Annotated in this window: 19 protein-coding genes; 5 read left to right on the forward strand and 14 right to left on the reverse strand. The window is 55.0% G+C overall.

Annotation, left to right across the window (positions count from 1 at the left end; translation table 11 throughout):
* The first annotated feature begins 6 nt into the window (after positions 1-6).
* From dapA to KJS55_RS13535, 4 genes are all read left to right on the forward strand, one after another.
* Positions 7-894 (forward strand): 4-hydroxy-tetrahydrodipicolinate synthase, encoded by an 888-nt coding sequence (dapA, locus tag KJS55_RS13520; RefSeq protein WP_213543544.1) that lies wholly within the window; start codon positions 7-9, stop codon positions 892-894.
* A complete protein-coding gene (gene dapB / locus KJS55_RS13525; protein ID WP_213543545.1) occupies positions 891-1,610 on the forward strand; it encodes a 4-hydroxy-tetrahydrodipicolinate reductase in 720 nt (239 codons plus the stop codon). Before dapA ends, dapB begins: the two co-directional genes overlap by 4 nt.
* A gap of 2 nt (positions 1,611-1,612) precedes the next feature.
* Positions 1,613-2,308, forward strand: a complete 696-nt coding sequence (gene dapD / locus KJS55_RS13530; protein ID WP_187030553.1) for a 2,3,4,5-tetrahydropyridine-2,6-dicarboxylate N-acetyltransferase — start codon at positions 1,613-1,615, stop codon at positions 2,306-2,308.
* A gap of 203 nt (positions 2,309-2,511) precedes the next feature.
* Complete coding sequence (locus tag KJS55_RS13535) at positions 2,512-3,462, forward strand: ComEC/Rec2 family competence protein (protein WP_213543546.1); 951 nt, start codon at positions 2,512-2,514, stop codon at positions 3,460-3,462.
* A 79-nt stretch (positions 3,463-3,541) separates the two neighbouring features.
* Here the strand turns inward: KJS55_RS13535 and KJS55_RS13540 are convergent, their stop codons facing one another.
* The 13 genes from KJS55_RS13540 to KJS55_RS13600 all read right to left on the reverse strand — a co-directional run bounded on the left by KJS55_RS13540 (position 3,542) and on the right by KJS55_RS13600 (position 14,799).
* A complete protein-coding gene (locus tag KJS55_RS13540; protein ID WP_213543547.1) occupies positions 3,542-4,741 on the reverse strand; it encodes an L-lactate MFS transporter in 1,200 nt (399 codons plus the stop codon).
* A complete protein-coding gene (locus KJS55_RS13545) occupies positions 4,741-5,505 on the reverse strand; it encodes an enoyl-CoA hydratase/isomerase family protein (protein WP_187030559.1) in 765 nt (254 codons plus the stop codon). The genes KJS55_RS13540 and KJS55_RS13545 overlap by 1 nt, the downstream gene beginning before the upstream one ends.
* A gap of 38 nt (positions 5,506-5,543) precedes the next feature.
* The gene (locus KJS55_RS13550; protein WP_187030561.1) at positions 5,544-6,569 is read right to left on the reverse strand and encodes a TRAP transporter substrate-binding protein; all 1,026 of its coding nucleotides are present in this window, start codon (positions 6,567-6,569) and stop codon (positions 5,544-5,546) included.
* Between the two features lie 21 nt (positions 6,570-6,590).
* Positions 6,591-6,926: a hypothetical protein gene (locus KJS55_RS13555; RefSeq protein ID WP_187030563.1), complete on the reverse strand. Its 336-nt coding sequence runs from the start codon at positions 6,924-6,926 to the stop codon at positions 6,591-6,593.
* A 279-nt stretch (positions 6,927-7,205) separates the two neighbouring features.
* Positions 7,206-7,415, reverse strand: coding sequence for a hypothetical protein (locus KJS55_RS13560; protein WP_213543548.1), 210 nt, complete (start codon positions 7,413-7,415; stop codon positions 7,206-7,208).
* Between the two features lie 409 nt (positions 7,416-7,824).
* On the reverse strand, positions 7,825-8,718 hold the full coding sequence (locus tag KJS55_RS13565; RefSeq protein ID WP_187030567.1) for a thiamine pyrophosphate-dependent enzyme: 894 nt from the start codon (positions 8,716-8,718) through the stop codon (positions 7,825-7,827).
* A 2-nt stretch (positions 8,719-8,720) separates the two neighbouring features.
* The gene (gene porA, locus KJS55_RS13570) at positions 8,721-9,893 is read right to left on the reverse strand and encodes a pyruvate ferredoxin oxidoreductase (RefSeq protein ID WP_213543549.1); all 1,173 of its coding nucleotides are present in this window, start codon (positions 9,891-9,893) and stop codon (positions 8,721-8,723) included.
* Positions 9,894-9,895: 2 nt separating this feature from the next.
* Positions 9,896-10,195 (reverse strand): 4Fe-4S binding protein, encoded by a 300-nt coding sequence (locus tag KJS55_RS13575; RefSeq protein WP_187030571.1) that lies wholly within the window; start codon positions 10,193-10,195, stop codon positions 9,896-9,898.
* A complete protein-coding gene (locus KJS55_RS13580) occupies positions 10,192-10,758 on the reverse strand; it encodes a 2-oxoacid:acceptor oxidoreductase family protein (protein ID WP_187030573.1) in 567 nt (188 codons plus the stop codon). The genes KJS55_RS13575 and KJS55_RS13580 overlap by 4 nt, the downstream gene beginning before the upstream one ends.
* Positions 10,759-10,819: 61 nt before the next feature.
* Positions 10,820-12,106, reverse strand: coding sequence for a TRAP transporter large permease (locus KJS55_RS13585; protein ID WP_213543550.1), 1,287 nt, complete (start codon positions 12,104-12,106; stop codon positions 10,820-10,822).
* A gap of 2 nt (positions 12,107-12,108) precedes the next feature.
* Complete coding sequence (locus tag KJS55_RS13590) at positions 12,109-12,639, reverse strand: TRAP transporter small permease (protein ID WP_228300572.1); 531 nt, start codon at positions 12,637-12,639, stop codon at positions 12,109-12,111.
* A gap of 103 nt (positions 12,640-12,742) precedes the next feature.
* Positions 12,743-13,750, reverse strand: a complete 1,008-nt coding sequence (locus KJS55_RS13595; protein ID WP_213543551.1) for a C-terminal binding protein — start codon at positions 13,748-13,750, stop codon at positions 12,743-12,745.
* Positions 13,751-14,079: 329 nt separating this feature from the next.
* Positions 14,080-14,799, reverse strand: coding sequence for a FadR/GntR family transcriptional regulator (locus KJS55_RS13600; RefSeq protein WP_187030581.1), 720 nt, complete (start codon positions 14,797-14,799; stop codon positions 14,080-14,082).
* 555 nt (positions 14,800-15,354) lie between these two features.
* On the opposite strand from KJS55_RS13600, the gene KJS55_RS13605 reads away from it, so the two are divergent.
* Positions 15,355-16,461 (forward strand): radical SAM/SPASM domain-containing protein, encoded by a 1,107-nt coding sequence (locus KJS55_RS13605; protein WP_187030583.1) that lies wholly within the window; start codon positions 15,355-15,357, stop codon positions 16,459-16,461.
* Between the two features lie 230 nt (positions 16,462-16,691).
* On the opposite strand, the gene KJS55_RS13610 is transcribed toward KJS55_RS13605, so the two are convergent.
* On the reverse strand, positions 16,692-18,071 hold the full coding sequence (locus KJS55_RS13610) for a sn-glycerol-1-phosphate dehydrogenase (protein ID WP_213543552.1): 1,380 nt from the start codon (positions 18,069-18,071) through the stop codon (positions 16,692-16,694).
* Between the last annotated feature and the right edge of the window lie 52 nt (positions 18,072-18,123).

Genomic DNA, 18,123 nt, shown 5'->3' on the forward strand with positions numbered 1-18,123 from the left:
ACTCACATGAAATTTGAAAACATCAAAGGTTCCATCGTCGCCATGATCACGCCTTTCCACGAGGATGGCAGCGTGAATTTCGAGGTGCTGACCAATCTGCTGGAGCGCCAGATTGCCGGGGGCACAGATGCCATTTTAACCCTGGGCACCACCGGCGAATACCCTACTATGACCCATGAAGAGGACGCGGCGGTGGTAGAGCACACCATCCGGGTGGTGAATGGCCGGGTACCGGTGATGGTGGGCAGCGGCTCCAACTGCACCGCTACTCAGATTGAAAAGAGCATCCAGTACCAGGACATGGGCGCTGACGCTCTGCTATTGATCGCCCCTTACTACAACAAGGCCAACGCTGAGGGTATGTACCGCCATTTTGCTGAGACGGCGGACAAGGTCCATATTCCCTGCATCCTCTACAATGTCCCTGGGCGTACTGGCTGCTCCATTCCGGTATCTGTGGTGGAACGGCTTAGTACGCATCCCAACATCGCCGGCATCAAGGAGGCCAGTGGTGATATGTCCTACATCATGAAGATCGCACACTGCGCGGGACCGGACTTTTCCTTATACTCCGGCAACGACGACATTACGATCCCCTTGATGAGCGTCGGCGGCAGTGGCGTGATCTCCGTTTATGCAAACGTCATGCCCGCTATGTGTCATCAGATTGTGGCGGACTATCTGGGCGGCAACCAGGCCCGAGCAGTGGAGAATCATCTGAAATACCTGAAGCTGATGAACCATCTGTTCATTGAGGTCAATCCCATTCCCGTCAAAGCTGCCATGAATCTGATGGGGCTGAACGTAGGGCCCATGCGGATGCCGCTTTGTGCGATGAGTCCGGCGAATGAGGCGGTTCTTAGGGAGACCATGAAGGAGGTGGGACTGCTGTGAGATATATCCTGATCGGGCGGGGAAAGATGGGGCGGCTCCTCCAGGAGACTGCCCGGGCCGCCGGCGACCAGGTGGAAGCGGCTTTTGGCCGCGAAGATCTGGACCAGCTGGGTCGGCTTGGCAAGGTGGCAGACGTGGTGATTGACTTCTCCCGGCCGGAGGCTTTGCCGGAAATCTGCTCCTATGTCCGCCGTACCGGAACGGCGCTGCTCTCCGGCACCACGGGCTACACGTCGGATCAGCTCCGGGAGCTGCAGGCGCTGGGAAGCGCCGCCCCGGTGCTGTGGAGCGCCAATTTCTCTCTGGGTGTTGCGGTACTTGCCCGGGCACTGCGGGATGTCACCGGGGTGCTGAGGCCGGAGTTTGACATTGAGGTGACAGAGGTCCACCACAATCAGAAGACCGACGCGCCCAGCGGAACCGCAAAGCTCTTGGTGGAGGCTATGGACCCGCGTCAGGAGCTGACGCCGGTCTATGGGCGTCAAGGTCAGACCGGTCGGCGGAACAGGGAGGAGATCGGCATTCACGCCCTGCGGGGCGGCACAGTGGCGGGAACCCACACTGTGCATTTCTTCGGCCCCGACGAGGAGCTGGAATTTACTCACCGGGCGGCCAGCCGTCAGATTTTTGTGAACGGCGCCTTGCGTGTGGCCCGGCTGTTGCCAGGGAGAGCAAACGGCATCTATGACTTGGAAAATATCTTGTTTGGAGAGTGACTATGAACGCGCAGGAAATTATTGACTATATTGCAAATTCTGAAAAGAGAACTCCGGTGAAGCTGTATGTGAATACCACAGGGCCGGTGGACTTCGGCAACGCCCAGGTATTTGGTGGAAACAACAGCTTCATCGTCTTTGGTGATTGGAGCCAGCTTCAGCCTGTTCTGGAGGCAAACGCCGCGGAAATCACGGATTATGTGGTGGAGAATGACCGCCGCAATTCCGGCGTGCCATTACTGGATATGCGGGAGATTCCAGCCCGCATTGAACCCGGTGCCATCATCCGGGAAAAGGTGGAAATTGGAGAGGGCGCGGTCATCATGATGGGCGCGGTGATTAATATTGGCGCCGTCGTGGGCGCGGGCACCATGATTGACATGGGAGCCGTCCTGGGCGGTCGGGCCACGGTGGGTGCGCGCTGCCACGTCGGCGCCGGCGCGGTGCTGGCGGGCGTCGTGGAGCCGGCCTCTGCCACCCCGGTCATTGTGGAGGACGGCGTTCTGATTGGTGCCAACGCCGTGGTCATTGAGGGCGTTCATATCGGAGCAGACGCAGTAGTGGCTGCCGGAGCCGTGGTCATTGAGGATGTGCCCGCTGGCGCCGTCGTGGCGGGAAGCCCTGCCCGTATCGTGAAGATGAAGGATGAAAAGACCCAGGGTAAGACCGCGCTGGTAGACGCGCTGCGGAAATTATAAGAGCTGAAAAGAGAGGCATTGCCTCTCTTTTTTCGTTTCCAGACAGCCGAAAGCCTGTGGGGATGTGCATCTTTCCTTGTGAGAAATTTGTGTGGACTGTCAAAAAAATGCAGGAAATATTTGTAATACTGTCGCGGACTTTTCGTTGCCCGGAATCATAGGGTGTGGTATTGTAAGAACCATAAAAGAAAGGGGGACAGGTGATGCTGGTACTGGACTTCATCAATGTGGGCAACGGCGACGCGATCCTGGTGCGGGAGGTGGAGGGCGGAAGCTGCCGCTTTTCTATGCTGGTGGACTGCGGCCACGATAACCTGGTGCGGGATGACCACCCGGAACCCTTGGATGCCAGGTCCTGTAGAATCTATGCCGGGGATTTTCTGAAAAAACAGGGGATTGAGCGGCTGGATATCCTGCTGCTGACACACTTTCATAGAGATCATGTGGGTGGCCTGGACCGGGTGCTACAGTGCGTGGCTGTGGACCGGCTACTGACGCCCTACATCCCTCCGAGGGAGGCGGAGAGCTTGGAACCAGACGGAGACAACGGCCTTCCCAAAGCGGCCAGGAATCTTCTGCGTTGCATGGATTTCTATGCGCGGCCGCTGAGACGGTATGAAGAACGGATTGGAACGCTGGTGGAGCTTGCGGGCGACCGGATGGAGACCCTTCAGCTCACGGAGGAACTGAGGATGGACATCCTCTTTGGAGAGCCGGCATTGTACCCCAGGCAGAGACAGGTGTTTGACGCAGCCTTTCAGGGGCGGCGGAACGCCTATGATCTAATCCACTGGGCCAAGTCCATGAATGTTGCCAGCCTGCGCCAACGGCTATATTACCATGGCCGGGAGATTGTTTTGGGCGGCGACGCCTATGCCCACATGTGGGAGACGGCAACAGCCACTCCCTGCGACATTTTGAAAGTGCCCCACCACGCCTCGCTGTCCTCTACCACGCGGAAGCTCCTGCACCTCCTACAGCCCAAGACAGCGGTGGTCTGTGTGGCAGCGGGCCGCCCGGATGAGCGGCCCCACCCCTACATCGTGCAGCTATTAAAAAATTGTGTGGGAGACGTCCGCTTTACGGACGCCGTGGAGATTCCCGGGATAGTAGAGCCGATCTTTCACGAGTCAGTCCATCTGGAGATTCCGTGATGCATTTTACTTGATAGCCAGCAGCGCCGCGCATAAAAGCAGCAAGGCGGAAGTCAGAAGACTTCCGCCTTGCCGCTTTTTAGGAGGTATGGCGTTTTCCGGGAACTGGTTTTCTGCACAACAGGGCCAGGAGAGCGCCGGCAATGCCGGCTCCACCTGCGATCCAGAAGGCCAGCGTATAATCGCCGTTTTGCAGCCGCAGAACCTGAGAGACAATCTGCGGTCCCAGCAGCCCGCCGATCCCGAAGGCCAGGAAGACCAGACCGTAGTTCACGGAATAGTAGGTTTTGCCGAAGTAGTCCAGGACAATGGAGGGATAGGCCCCCACCATGCCGCCGAAGCTGCAGGCCAGAATGGCGACAGCCAGCGCGTAGAGCACAAAGTTCGTCATCAGCTTCATGGAGAACATGGTGGCAGCATTGACCAAGTAGAGGAAGATAACCACCCGAAAGGGACCGAACCGGTCAGACATGGCTCCACCCAGAAAGCGGCCTAGCGTATTGGAGATCGCTAGGATGCTGACCACTGCGCTTGCCTGGGCGGTGGTGATATGAGCCAGCTGCTGCCCCATAGGGGAGGCATATCCCACGACCATGAGACCTGTTGCATTGGCTAGGATGTACATGATCAGGAGAATCCAGTACTGCCAGGTGCGCAGCATGCCGCCTGGCGTATAGCTGCCCGTCTGTCCGCCCGGAGCCGCCTGAGTGGATGGAGGGGCCTTGAGCAGCAGGCTTCCCAGCAAAATGCCGACGAAAGAGACGCACGCCTGCACCAGAAATGTACTCATAGGACCAATATGGCTGATGAGGTTCGTGGCAATGGGCGCATAGACACTGGAACCAAGACCGAAGCCAGCGACGGCAAGACCTGTGATCAGCCCGGTGCTCTCTGGGTACCAGCCGGCACAGGTGGCAATGGGGACACCATAAACCAGGCCAACGCCCGCGCCGCCCAGGAATCCAAAGCCTACGTACAGCATGACCAGAGAGTGGGATTGGCTGGCGATCAAAAGTCCGATGGCGAGGATGATGCCGCCCAGAGATGCAACCCATCTGGGTCCCCGGCGGGGCAGCAGCAACCCGGCGACGATCATGGCGACAGGAAGCATAAACGTGCTGATGGAAAAGGTCAGAGAGACCGCGCCGGTATCCCAGCCGAACATTTGAGAAATGGGGGTTTGAAACACGCTCCAGCTGTATAGCATTCCCACACAGAATTGGCAGATGATAGACCCTATCACCACCAGAACCCGGCGCTGCGGATGTGTCTGCTTCATCACTGCTCGTCGTACTCAGGGACGCGCTTTTCTATGAATGCAGTGGAGGCCTCCTTGAAGTCATGATAGGGCTGGTAGGCGATGGTGGCTTGCAGGTTGTTGTTGAACTTCTTGGGAAGCTCGTGCTCATAGTTTTCATTCAGACACTGCTTCCACAGAATCAGGGCGCGTCTTGCGTTTTGGGCAAACTCTGCGGCCAGCTTCTGGGCTTCTTCCAGCACCTGCTCCCTGGGAACCACCTTCCAGATGCCGCCCCACTGGGCAATTTGTTCCGCCAGTAGGGGATTGCCAGAGAAGGCCATGTAGCGCAGCACCTTCTCAGGAACCATCAAGGAGGCGTAGCCGTCCGCGCCGATGATACCCACCTTAATTTCAGAGAGGGCGAACTTGGCGCCCTGGGCGGCAATCAGAACATCGCAGCAGCCAGCAAACGCGCAGCCGGCACCGGCTGCAGAGCCGTTGATGGCGCCAATCACGGGATAACGGCAGTTTTTGACAGCAAGATAGGCGTTGCGGATTCTGTCGTAGTGCACTGTACACTTGCTGGGCTCCATGAACTCGCCGAATTCGCTTAGCTCATTTCCAGCCATGAAAATCTTGCCGGCGCCGGTCAGAATGACCACCTTGATGTCCTCCCGGCGGTCCAAGGCATAGAAGGTGTCCCGAATTTCATCATAGGTCTCCTTGCTGGTGGCATTTGCAGGAGGGCGGTCGATTGTGACTGTACAAATATAATCCTTGACTTCAACCTTACATGCGGACATTGCAATTCCTCTTTTCTATTACGTTGTTAAATGGATGGTTATTCCTGGGCTGCCAGAATAGCGTCCAGCAGCTCACTGCCATGTTCAGCAGTATAGTCGTCATAGACAGGCTGGGCTGCGTCGCGGAAAGCCTGCCGCTCCTCTGTGGTCAGCTCAATAATCTCACACTTGCCGGTCTCAATGATCTTGTCTTTGCAGGCATTGTCGTCATCCATCGCCATCTGCCACTGTTCCATGGTCATATTGGCGATTTCCTCGGATAGGAGCTGCTGATATTCCTCCGGCAGCTTGTCATACGCGGCCTTGGATACCAGAACGGGTATGATGTCGAAGATATGCGCAGTTTCAATAATGTAGCCCTGTACCTCGTAGATAGCTTGAGTGTAGATATTACAGTAGGGATTTTCCTGCCCGTCAATAGCACCCTGCTGCAGCGCGGTGAATACCTCAGAAAAGGCCAGAGGGATGGCATTAGCGCCTAAGGCGTTGAAATGCGCCATATGATACTGGCTCTCCATAGTGCGGATTTTCAGCCCCTTCATATCCGCGGGCGTATGGACCGGGGTTTTGGTTGTGGTCAGATGGCGGTTTCCCTGATACCAAGAGCCAAGCCACAGGAAGCCGGCGTCCGCCAGGTCATCGTAGATGGGCTGGAGAATATCGGAATTATAGACGGCGTCAGCATCTTCAAAATTAGTGACGTCCTCAATGAGATAGGGTAGCTCCAGTACGGAGATCTGGTCGGAATAGCCGCCCAACATGCCCACGTTGGGCATCGTCATTTGGAAGGTATCAAACTGCATGCCCTCCAGCACCTCTCGGTTGCCACCCATCAGGGAATTGGGATAGATCTCAATAACAAATTTGCCGTCTGTCGCCTCTTTAATATTTTCGGCCACCTGCACGAAAGCCTTGTGCAGGGCGATGTCCTCGGTGACGGTATGGGCCATGATCCAAACGACTTCATCGCCGGACTGCGTGCTGCTGTCGCCGCCGCAGCCGGAGAGGGACATGACCAGGGCGCAGGCTGACAAGACGCAGAGAAATGATTTCAGACGTCTCATAAATTTGCCTCCTTATCAGTTTTAGAATCGATAGGGGTTTTCATGCGGGTCCCTTAGAGTGGGGCACCATCTGCCAGAGTTCCGGCCGCATCGAAGCACAATTGGTTCAAAGTCGTTGACCAAAGCAGCGTCCGGGAGGTGGCGGATTTCCTCCCAGTAGCTGCGGCTGACTTGAATGCCGGACATACACTGGGGATGTTTGATGCGGACAATTTTCACTTGACGGTAGTCCTTACAGTTCAGAGAACGGATAGCGGTTCTGAGCGCATCCCAGTCGCTGTTTGCATACAAAGGCATAGAGGCGCTTTGAAGCATGGTGGGTTTGGAGGCGGTATCCAGGGTCAATCCCCGGGTCATGAGCCGCTTCAGATCCGGAATTTCCAGACCTAATCCCGGAAGAGCACTGCAATTCCGTCCGGTCACATTGGAGTCATGGCCGCGCCGCTGATGTTCTTTCCAATCTGATCAATGATCAGCACGTCGATCTCGACCTTTGAAAGTGGCGAGACGTCAGCGGGCGAGCTCTGGCAAGGCTTGGCTCCCGGGACAGAAAGTCCTCCGGCCGGAGGACCTCCAGCACGCTGATCTGGTCTACGCATTCTGGACAATACCCACCGCAAACACGCAACGGCATTTTTACAGGAACAGCTCCGCCATCCGGGGGATATGCCGGGTTCGCCCGGCATATCCCCTAGCGTGAAGGACGGAGGCCACCACATGCTTGCCAAGGCCGATGGCAACCATCTTGGCAAGTCCGCTCTTGTGGGGGCCGCGAAATTCAGAGTGGGGCTTGACCTTGTTGAGGAGGGCAATCCCATGGAACTCATAGGCATCAAGGCGTTCCATCCTCCAGAGAACCGCAGCAGACGATTTCTATGCTGGAGAGGATCGGTATGCCGATACTCTGTTTCGTAATGCCAAGCTCCCGGATCTAAGCGGTCTGTCCCTCGGCGGTGCCGTCGGCGTGGCTGCCCATGGCAGGCACCAAAAAAGGGCAGCGCGCCACACTCCTTCAGACGATTATACAGAACCTGCACAATCTGAGCCAAGTGCGGGATGATGCGGCTTCCCACGGTGATGGCAATCCGCTTCCTGCAAAAAATGCTCCGGAGTGGGAATCTCCATCTCCAACTGCATGAAAAAGTGCCGTTCAAGATCCCAAACGCGTCTGTGGATTTCGGTCATCTTCAGGACGAAAAATTTCACCTTGAAAAAATTTACAGCTATCCACGCCGACAGAAGGGAAATTTACGTGTTACATCGAAGCCAGCCGACGCAGACGGTCCCACTCTGCATCGCGATAGCCGCGAATCCGCTCGTAGTCCTCAGCCTTCAGGTGCTTAAAACGCTTTTGGGCCTTCAGATAATCTTCAATCGGCTTGAACTGCTTGGGCTCCTGGATGATGTACCGGCCGTTTTCATACTCGGCCAGATACCACAGGCCGCACTCCACGGCCATCTTGCCGATCTCGATGGTCTTCTCAGCGGGATAGCCCCAGCCCGTGGGGCAGGGTGCCATAATATGGATAACCTTGGTTCCCTTCATAGCCTTGGCCTTAGCAACCTTTTCCATGAAGTCCTTGGGGTAGGAGGTGCTGGCGGTGGCCACATAGGGGATACGATGAGCCGCCATGATCTCAAAGAGGGACTTCTTAAAAGCATTGTCGCAGCCCTTTGAACAGATGCCGGCAGGCGTTGTGGTGGTGGAGGCGCCGTAGGGAGTGGCGCCGCTGCGCTGCACGCCGGTATTCATGTAAGCCTCGTTGTCATAGCAGATGTAGAGAATATTCTCGTTGCGCTCCGCAGCGCCGGAGAGAGCCTGCAGGCCGATGTCCACGGTGCCGCCGTCTCCGCCGATGCCAAGATACGTGATGTCCTCATCCCAGCCCATCGCCTCACCGGCAACAGCCATGCCGGAGAGGGTGGAGGCCAGCGCGGGGAAGGCTGTGACTACATTGTTGACAAAAATGGCGCTCTCAGGGTACACGGAAGTCGTTGCGGCAAAGCAGCAGGCCGGGGTTGCCAGAACGGTCTTCTTGCCCAGCACCTTCATGGTCAGCCTGCCGGCCAGCAGCGCACCGCAGCCCTGGCAGCTTTTCTGACCATAGACGAGTTCCTCATCTGGTAAATCTTTGAATACGATTGCCATGGTTACCACCTCTTTCCAATAAACTGAACTTCATCTTCAAACTTGCCGTCACTCAGATTCTGAAGCACGCCAAACATCTCCGCGATCATATCCTTGGAGACATCGCGACCGCCCAGACCACAGATGAAGTTGGCGGTTTTGGTGCTGCCCTGCCCATACATGGAGGACTTGACATCGCCAAAGATCGTGCCGTCATAGCCGAAGGAAACACTCTTGTCAATGACGCCTAAGGCTTTGAATTTTCCGCCGATAGAGGCAAAGAACTCCTTGGGGAAGGGGCGGAAGCTCTTGAGTTTGATCATGCCAACCTTGCGGCCTTGTCCGCGCAGTTCGTCCACCACCACACGGGTAGTGCCAGCCACACTGCCGCTGGCCACCAGTACCAGGTCGGCGTCCTCGCAGCAATACTCCTCGTACATGCCATGATAGGTCCGGCCGAAGATCTTGCCGAACTCGGTGTCGATTTCCTGGATTTTCCGCTTGGCGGTCTCAAAGGCCAGGCACTGCTGGATGCGGCCCTCGGTGTGATAGGCGGGGCCCACTGTGGCGCAGAGCGTCATGGGGTTGTTCATATCCAGCTTATTCGTGGTCTGGAAGGGAGGTAGGAAGCGGTCTACATCCGTCTGGTCGGGGATGTCTACCAGATCATAGGTATGGGTTAGGGTGAAGCCGTCCAGATTTACCATAACGGGCAGCATTACCTCGGGGTCCTCTGCCAGACGGTAGGCCATGAGCATGGTGTCCAGAGCTTCCTGGCCGCTCTCCACATAGAGCTGCACAAAGCCGCTGTCCCGCATGGCCATGGCGTCGCGCTGGTCGCCGTAGATGTTCCAGGGCGTGGCGGTGGAGCGGTTGGCGTCGGCCATCACCACTGGGTGACGGGCGCCACTGACATAGCTGAGCATCTCACACATGTACAGAAGACCCTGTGAGGAGGAGGCCGTGAAGGTCCGGGCTCCCATCATGGACGCGCCCAGGGCGGCGGCCATGGCGCTATGCTCACTCTCCACCATCATGTACCGGGCGTCGGACTGCCCGTCAGCAATGAAGTCCGCCAGCTTCTCCACAAGCGTGGTCTGGGGCGTGATTGGATAGGCGGCAATCACCTGGGGCTTTGCCAGCCGAACGCCGTGGGCCGCAGCCTCATTGGCAGACAAAAATGCTTTCGTACCCATCCTTACTCCGCCTCCTTTACCATTTCAATGCACTTCTTCGGGCACTCGTGAGCGCAGATGCCGCAGCCCTTGCAGTAGTCCATATCCACCGTTAGCTGCTCGCCGTCCTTGCAGATCGCGCCCTCGGGGCAGTAGACGAAGCAGAACAGGCAGCGGATACACTGCTCGTGGTTGAATTTGGGGGCAAACGTGCGGTAGCCGGAGTTGGGATTCACCAGGTGGCCGGCGGGGAAACTCGCCCCGAAGGGAATGGTCTCCATGGAATCAGGCGCATGAAAGTCAATGTCGCGCTGCGGCTTCATTTTGCCATACCTCCTTTTACAATGTCATAGGCCATCTGTGTGACCTTTTTGTTTTTCTCCCGCAGGGAGGGGCTCATAGAGCCGTCAATCGCGGCGGCCATCGCCTCCGGCGTGACCAGATCAGTGCCGCCGACGGCAGCGCCCATCATGATGGTGTTGACGATGTTGGCACCCAACTCCTGGAGAGCGATGGCGGTGGCGTCGATAGTGACGAGATTTTTCACCTTGTCAAACCCGGGGCGTTTGCGGAACGCCTCGGCCGGAAGCGTGGAGTTGATGAAGACGGAGCCATCCTCCTTCAGCCCCTCCAGGATGTTTACCACCTCCAGCAACGTCTCGTCTAGAACAATCACGCAGTCGCAGGAGTAGACCTGGCTGTGGTCTGTGATGGGGGCGTCGTCAATCCGGGTGAACCCCAGGACCGGCGCGCCGCGGCGCTCAGGACCGAAAGACGGAAAGGCCTGTGCGTACTTTCCGCAGTGAAGAGACGCGGCGTAGCCCAGCAGACGTGCCGCTGTGAAGCCGCCGTTGCCGCCTCTTCCATGCCATCTGATTTCTTTCACAAATAATTCCCTCCAATAATATGATTTCGGAAAGCTTTCGCTTGAAATAGACAACTTGAATTTACGAGATCAGACCCAGAAGCCTCGGCAGGAACAGCGAGAGGTCCGGGAACGCGATGATAACCACCAGGAGTATGGCCAGGATGCCGATCATGGGCCAGACCTCCTTGATGATGCTCTCCAGCTTGGCTCCAGAGATTTTCTGAGCCACAAACAGGTTGACGCCCAGAGGCGGAGTCAGGAAGCCAATGCACAGGTTCACGCACATCACAAGACCAAAATAGGTCAGATCAAAGCCCATCGCGGTGGCCACAGGGCACAGCAGCGGAGCAAAGAGAATGATGTTGGAGGTGGTGTCGATGAACATACCGGCGATGAGCAGCAGCACATTCATCATCAGCATCACGACGATAGGAGAGCTGGAGATGCTCAACAGTGTGTCTGTCAGCAGGGTTGGGACCTTTTCCAAGGTCAGGATGCGGCCGAAGGTGCTGGCGCCGCCCATCACGATCATGACGGTGGCGGAAAGCACGGAGGCCTCCAGGAGACCATCCAGAAATTTGCGCAGGGTCAGCTGGTGATAGATGAATTTGCCTACAAACAGGGCGTACACAACGCCAACTACTGCCGCTTCGGTGGGCGTGAAGATGCCAGCATAAATGCCGCCAAGGACAATGACCGGCATGATGATTGCCCAGATAGCCTCCTTGAAGACATTTGCGCCCTTCTCCTCAACATCCTGGGTAGCAGGCGCATAGCCGCGCTTCTTAGAGACGAATTTGTTGTATAGGACCAGCACCAGCCCCATTAAAATGCCGGGAATCACGCCGGAGGCGAACAATCCGGTGACAGAGACGCCCACAGTGGCGCCGTAGACGATCATGGGGATAGAGGGCGGGATTACCGGGCCAATGGTGGAACCGCTGGCTAGCAGAGCGCCGCAGTAAGCCGGGTCATAGTTTTGGCGGCGCATGGCAGGAATGATAATGCTGCCGATTGCAGCCACACAGGCAGGACCCGAACCGGAGATTGCAGCGAAGAAACAGCAGGCAACAATGGCTGCCGTACCCATACCGCCGGGCTTGGAGCCCACAACGCGCTCGGCCAGCTTGATGAGGCCCTGAGCGATGCCGGTTTTCTCCATGATGATTCCCAGTAGCATGAAAAAGGGAATTGCCATCAGGGAGTAATTATCAACGGATGTCACCATGGACTGCGCCAGCATGTTCATCATGCCAGGCGGATAGCCGATAGAGATGACGCACAGGGAGGACAAAGCGAGACTGATGGCAATCGGCACTGTGAAAAGAAGACATACCGCCAGTGAAATAAATAGCAAAGCGACCATCTTTACTCACCTGTTCCTTTCGCAGACAATTCCTTATCTCCGTAGGACTCCTCAGTGGAGCCGCTGAAAGAGCGGAGGGCCGGAATAATTCCAAATTGCAGCGTTCGGATGGCCATGCCGCCCATACCGAGCACACCGGCCAGATACATTACCCAGACGGGGATGAAGGTTGCGCCGGAGAACACCTGTTTTTGCTGGTAGCACAGGAGCATCATATTGAAAATGCGGTAGCAGAGATATGCGGAGACGACTGCCATCAGGATATCTCCGATCAGAAATAAAATGGTTCTGCTGTATTTGCCAGGGAGAAATTCTGCAAGGAAACTCACCCGCAAATGCTCACTTTTCCTGCATGCGTAGCTCATGCCTGCAAAGGTGACGTAGACGAACAGCAGGCGGGTCAGCTGTTCCATCCAGCCCCATGCCAGGCCAAAGACATATCTAGCGACGACCTGTCCAAACATCAGCGTTACCAGGACCGTCAAGACGACATAGATGATATACTTTTCAATGTTGTCCAGAAATTTCTTCACAGCGATCAAAAGTCATTCCTCCTTTAATATTCCCTCAAGGTATGGCTGCTTTTCTAACGCGCCAACGATGAATGAAGTTCGCGGGAGATGGGATTTTGCTGTGTTATTGCTTCCAGAGCTCCCGGTTAATCAGGGTGCCGGGGTCCTCATTTTTGAGAACATGGATGGCTACATCCACAGTCTGCTCAATCAGTTCGTTGAACGCATCGTCAGAGTAATAGCCCACATGAGGTGTGGAGAGCACATTCGGCAGCTCCAGAATTTTTCTCTCCACGCCCGCAGGAGGCTCAGTGATATACGCGTCAATGGCAGCTCCGTAGATTTTACCGGTGGTCAGGGCATCATAGAGGTCATCCGGATTGCACAGCGCGCCGCGAGCGGTATTGACCAAGATGGCAGTGGGCTTCATCTTCTGGAACGCGTCCCGGTTGAAGATGCCCTCCGTGCTGGGGAGCAGGGGAACGTGCAGCGTCAAATAGTCAGACTCAGCCAGCAGTGTGTCGAAGTCTACCGGCTCCACACCGGCTTCGCGGATGGACTCTGCCGAAACAATGGCATCGTATGCAATGACACGGCAGCCAAAGCCGGAGAGCATTTTGGCGACATAACGCGCGATCCGGCCAAAGCCGTACAGACCGACGGTGCTGCAGGAGAACCGTCGCACGGGGGCGATTGCTTTATAACCGCCGCCCCATTTTCCATCCTCAATCCACTTGATTAGGTTTGGCATTCTCCGCTGCTCCGCCATAATAAGAGCCACCACGTGAACGGCGACCTCCTCCAGGCAGTAGTTAGGAACATTACAGACATAGACGCCATGGGCTGTAGCTGCGGACAGGTTGGCACTGTTATAGCCGATGCCAAAAGCGACCACCGCCTTAAGCTCGGGAGCCAAGGCGTCATAAACTGCGTCGCTGAGGAACTGATACTGGGTAATCATCACAGATGCACCCTTGGCGGCGGCAATCAGCGTCTTGTCGTCCTGCGGAGCGTCAAATAAAAACTGAAATTCTGCACCAGGAAGCTTGCGTTCCAGCAGTTCCTTCATGACCTGAAGGTTTGACTCTGTCATCACCCCCAATGTTCCGGTCATCACAACCTTTTGACTCATTCAACATCCCTCCGATTTTATAATTGGCCTTTAAGATAAGATCATCTGATGTTTAACCGCGGCCAAAGGTTATTATCAGATTTTATAGAGAAGTAGGAACCCCCTACACCCTAAACAGAAGAAAATGGATAAACGCCCTCAAAACATCATATCATCTTATCTTTTGGGGAAAACAAAAGAATCACTTAAATTCATATGTTGATCTGATGAATTTGAGAGATAAATTGTTTGAAATGGATCAATTTGAGCTTACACTAGCTCATGGGAGCGGCGTATTCTTATAGAGTTCCACCCTCCTGGATGAGGAGGACACCCAAAGAGAGCGGACGTCAAATTTCGTGCTGATGGGCGGGATTGATTCCTAAACGCTCGATATTCTGGGATACATCATTCAGATGAGCCATGACAGCCTCCACACACTCATAGACCTGCCCACCGCGAAGGGCTTCAATAATTTTTTCGTGATCTGTGTGGGCATCCTGTGCTACATCCGGATAGCACATCAGTTTATACAGCAGCTCACTGCGTGTCTGGTAAATCATTTTTTCAATCTGCAGGATAAGAGGGTTACGAACAATACTCATCAGCTTAATATGGAAATCTCGGTCTGCCTGCACGCAGATATCCAAGCCATTTTGATAATCAAGCCTGCTGTTGAGATTTTCCAGGTCCTGAAAATCCTTTTCCGTGAGCTTTCCACAGGCAACTGTAATCGTGCCGACCTCGATAACGCGGCGCAGGTCAATGAAATCTTGCAGATTAGAGCTGGGAATATATCCGAGAAAATCCAAGAAACGTTCCACGGTTTTATCAATGATATAAGTGCCATCTCCCTGGCGGATTTCCACGATGCCATATGTAGCCAGAATCCGCATCCCCTCCCTCAGGGAAGAGCGACCCACCCCAATCGTAGCTGCCAGCTCACTTTCATTTGGCAACTTGTCGCCCACATTATAGGTTCCATTTTTGACCGCATACCGCACGTAGGCAATGACCTGGTCGACAGCGCCTGTGCGGCCGGTAGCTGTAAATCCGTCCAATCCAGACATAGAAACTCCTTCAATGAGCCGCTGTGAAAACAGCTCGAGTCATTCGATCATCTGATGTATCTGCGCTCATAAATTACTATATTTTTCTGCAAAAATCAATGCTTTTTCCTATAAAAAATTTTTTTGTACGGTTCTGCATATTTTTCGCGTCATTTTTTGTGATAAATCGCCAGCCGCAACGCAGGACAAATTGCTGATATATGGTTATGCCGTATCTGCCGTGGAGCTACCCGGCTGTTGAAAGCCAATAAAAACAGATCAGGGGAGGCGTGTGGGGGCAGCTAAGAAACCGGCAGCGTGCATTTTTAACTTGTGTCCACGGATGATATGAGGAAAAGGCAGATATCTGCCACCGCAGAGGAAAAGCGGTTTGACTGCTTTCCAAAAAGCGGATCACCACATGGCATGGAAGGCCCCCATCTGATCACAAATTCTAATACTTCGCCCCATGATATGGGGCGGCTGAGGAACGGCTTCATATTTCCCGTTTGAGTTTCTCAGAGTATTCTGCTATAATCAATTTCGACAATCAAGATGCTACATACTGGAGGTTCTATGAAACAATTATCCGTGATGCTAAAACCTGCATCTTCTCTGTGCAATATGCGCTGTAAATATTGTTTTTACGCAGATGTCAGCAGTCTGCGGGATGTTTCCTCCTATGGACTGATGAAGGAGTCCGACGCGATCATCGCCAACATCTTCCGTGACCTGGAGCGCGGAGACATCTTGACATTGGCCTTTCAGGGCGGGGAGCCGACCCTGGCCGGACTGCCCTTTTTCCAGCACTTTGTGCAGCAGGTCTCCCGATATGAATCACTCGGCGTTCGGGTCTCTTATGCCTTGCAGACGAATGGGCTTCTTTTGGATGATGCCTGGTGTGCCTTTTTGAAAAAGCATGGATTTTTGGTGGGACTTTCCATAGACGGCCCATCGGCATATCATGATGCCAACCGCCTGGACGATACCCGCAAGGGGACGTTCCGACGTGTTTTGGAGGTCAAGCAGCGGTTGGATCATTTTGGCATTGAGTACAATGTGCTGATGACGCTTACGAAAACCTTGGCCAGGCACCCACAGCAGGTCTGGCGTTTCATGGAGGAGCAAGATCTTCATTTTGTGCAGATGACGCCCTGCATGGGGCCCATGAATCAGGCGGAAACACCGTATGCACTGACGCCTGAACGGTACGCCTCCTTTTACATAGCTCTTTTTGATTTGTGGTACCAGAGCTACCAGAAGGGGATTTACCGCAGTGTCAAGCTGTTTGACGACCTTGTGAACCTGCTGGCTGTTGGACAATGCAATGCCTGCGGCCTGGTGGGGAGCTGTCAGACTCAGATCGTTGTGGAGGCGGACGGCGGCGTTTATCCCTGTGATTTCTATGTGCTGGATGAGTGGCGGGTAGGCAACCTCTGCCAGGAGTCTCTCCGCCAGGTATGGGATCAGGCGCAGAAAAGCGGATTCCTCACCCGGGAGAGAGAGCCGCTCGCCCTGTGTGAACAGTGCCCATACCGCTCCATGTGCGGCGGCGGTTGCCGGCGGATGCGGAGAGAGGTCTACTATGCGCCGGGGGCGGCTGCTTGCGGACATCGGATTTTTCTGGACGCTGTGATTGACCGGCTACGGCAGCTTGCCGCGCTTCATCAGAGGCGGCCATAAGCCTTTCCTGAAGAGGAATGTTGTCGGCGCAAGGCGAACAGTGATATTGCTGCGGTTCTATCTCTATAATAGAACTGGAGGTACACGTGATCTTGGATGAACCCTTGGGTGTTCGCGGGTAAACAACATGGCAAGGGAGGCAGCGCAAGCGCGTAAGGACCTGGAAAGACCAGGAACTTGTGAATCTGATAGAGACCGGCAGGGCATCTATGATGCCCTGCCGGTCTCTATTACGAGCCTGTCTGCTGCGTTTTTTGGATAACTGATAGGGACGCAATGACTTGATCTGCCAGGGGCTCTAACAGTCCTAAATCCCAAATCATTTGGAGAATGGTGTAGCGGGCGCGAACTTCCTTGCAATAGAGATAAGTGCTGCGCAGCATATCGGCATCCACACCAATCTCTATGGGGAGACAGGGAGCGTCCAAAGACTTCAGCAAATCCATCACGGTCTGGGAAGAGGGAAGCTCTGTCAAAAGGGCATTCAGTTCATCCCAGTGAGCCTCCATCGTGTCAATACGCCGCAGGCGGGCAGTGGGCTCGTTTTTCCGGGCTGTCGCTTCCAGGGCGATGATGCCATCGGTGGCAGAACCATAGGCGGTCCGAATGTGAGCTTCCCAGGCGGTCTGGTCGTATGCCATGGCACTGGCCCGGGCAGCGTCAAAATCTACAATTGTGCTGCGCAAGGCCTCCACCAGCTTGAGTACCAGAACGGTCCCCACACCCACCTGAATGCCATGCGGAACAGGACGTCTGTGCTGCTGTTCAAACATCATTTCCCAGTAGTGGGACATGTGGTGTTCACAGCCGGAGGCAGGACGGGAATTTCCATATAGACTCATGGCGACGCCGGTGAGGACCAGTCCTTCCATTATATTACCCAGTACCTGAGGGTTGCGCTCCCTGGCCTTGCCGGCATCCTGCAGCACGCCTCGAACACAGGTTTCTACCAGCTCCACGATACGGCTGCAATAGTGTTCATGATTGATGAGGCGGGCCAGCTTCCAATCACAAATGCAGGTAAATTTGCCTAACAAATCGCCAAGGCCTGCGGCGATCATCCGATAGGGCGCACCTTTGAGAATTTCGGTATCACCAAGAATGGCCAGAGGAGTCTGAGCCTCAAAGGTGGTTTTTAAATGGTTGACATTCAGAGCGGCAATGCTGGAGGCAAACCCATCCATGGGAGCGGCAGTGGCCACGGTGAAAAACGGGCGGCCCATTTTGAAGCTGAAAAAACGGACCATGTCGTTGATCGCGCCTGTGCCGACGGCCACCACCAGATCGCAGTCTGCCGGCATGTGAATGACCAGTTCACCAAGGGTTGCCTCGTCGAATCCCGTATGTGTCAGTTGAATGAGCTTTGCTTTGGCGCCGGCGGCCTCCAAAAGCTCCAGGCACCGCTTGCCGGCAATTTGATACGTCGTTGCGTCACTGACTAAGTACAGGCTCTGAAATCCCTGCTCCCTGGCAATCCGGGGCAAATCATTCAGGGCACTTGGGCCAATACGGACTACCTTCAAAGGTGCGTAGTGCTCCTTGCCGCAGGAACATGTGAACGTCTGGTCAAGGTACGTATTTAAAGGCTGTGGTTTTTGCGGCATTTCCATGGGAAGGACCTCCTTTATGAGATAAAAGTACGGGAAATCATCACTGGCGCAT

The organism is Pusillibacter faecalis (assembly GCF_018408705.1).
In the GTDB taxonomy this organism is placed as follows: Bacteria; Bacillota; Clostridia; order Oscillospirales; family Oscillospiraceae; genus Oscillibacter; species Oscillibacter faecalis.

What these genes read in the sequence shown, in the direction of transcription:
- dapD (WP_187030553.1), top strand. Translation starts at nt 1,613, where the DNA reads ATGAACGCGCAGGAAATTATTGACTATATTGCAAATTCTGAAAAGAGA.
- KJS55_RS13565 (WP_187030567.1), bottom strand. Translation starts at nt 8,718, where the DNA reads ATGGCAATCGTATTCAAAGATTTACCAGATGAGGAACTCGTCTATGGT.
- KJS55_RS13555 (WP_187030563.1), bottom strand. Translation starts at nt 6,926, where the DNA reads ATGACCCGGGGATTGACCCTGGATACCGCCTCCAAACCCACCATGCTT.
- KJS55_RS13600 (WP_187030581.1), bottom strand. Translation starts at nt 14,799, where the DNA reads ATGTCTGGATTGGACGGATTTACAGCTACCGGCCGCACAGGCGCTGTC.
- KJS55_RS13560 (WP_213543548.1), bottom strand. Translation starts at nt 7,415, where the DNA reads ATGGAACGCCTTGATGCCTATGAGTTCCATGGGATTGCCCTCCTCAAC.
- KJS55_RS13575 (WP_187030571.1), bottom strand. Translation starts at nt 10,195, where the DNA reads ATGAAGCCGCAGCGCGACATTGACTTTCATGCGCCTGATTCCATGGAG.
- KJS55_RS13550 (WP_187030561.1), bottom strand. Translation starts at nt 6,569, where the DNA reads ATGAGACGTCTGAAATCATTTCTCTGCGTCTTGTCAGCCTGCGCCCTG.
- porA (WP_213543549.1), bottom strand. Translation starts at nt 9,893, where the DNA reads ATGGGTACGAAAGCATTTTTGTCTGCCAATGAGGCTGCGGCCCACGGC.
- KJS55_RS13605 (WP_187030583.1), top strand. Translation starts at nt 15,355, where the DNA reads ATGAAACAATTATCCGTGATGCTAAAACCTGCATCTTCTCTGTGCAAT.
- KJS55_RS13610 (WP_213543552.1), bottom strand. Translation starts at nt 18,071, where the DNA reads ATGGAAATGCCGCAAAAACCACAGCCTTTAAATACGTACCTTGACCAG.
- KJS55_RS13535 (WP_213543546.1), top strand. Translation starts at nt 2,512, where the DNA reads ATGCTGGTACTGGACTTCATCAATGTGGGCAACGGCGACGCGATCCTG.
- KJS55_RS13545 (WP_187030559.1), bottom strand. Translation starts at nt 5,505, where the DNA reads ATGTCCGCATGTAAGGTTGAAGTCAAGGATTATATTTGTACAGTCACA.
- KJS55_RS13585 (WP_213543550.1), bottom strand. Translation starts at nt 12,106, where the DNA reads ATGGTCGCTTTGCTATTTATTTCACTGGCGGTATGTCTTCTTTTCACA.
- dapA (WP_213543544.1), top strand. Translation starts at nt 7, where the DNA reads ATGAAATTTGAAAACATCAAAGGTTCCATCGTCGCCATGATCACGCCT.
- KJS55_RS13540 (WP_213543547.1), bottom strand. Translation starts at nt 4,741, where the DNA reads ATGAAGCAGACACATCCGCAGCGCCGGGTTCTGGTGGTGATAGGGTCT.
- KJS55_RS13595 (WP_213543551.1), bottom strand. Translation starts at nt 13,750, where the DNA reads ATGAGTCAAAAGGTTGTGATGACCGGAACATTGGGGGTGATGACAGAG.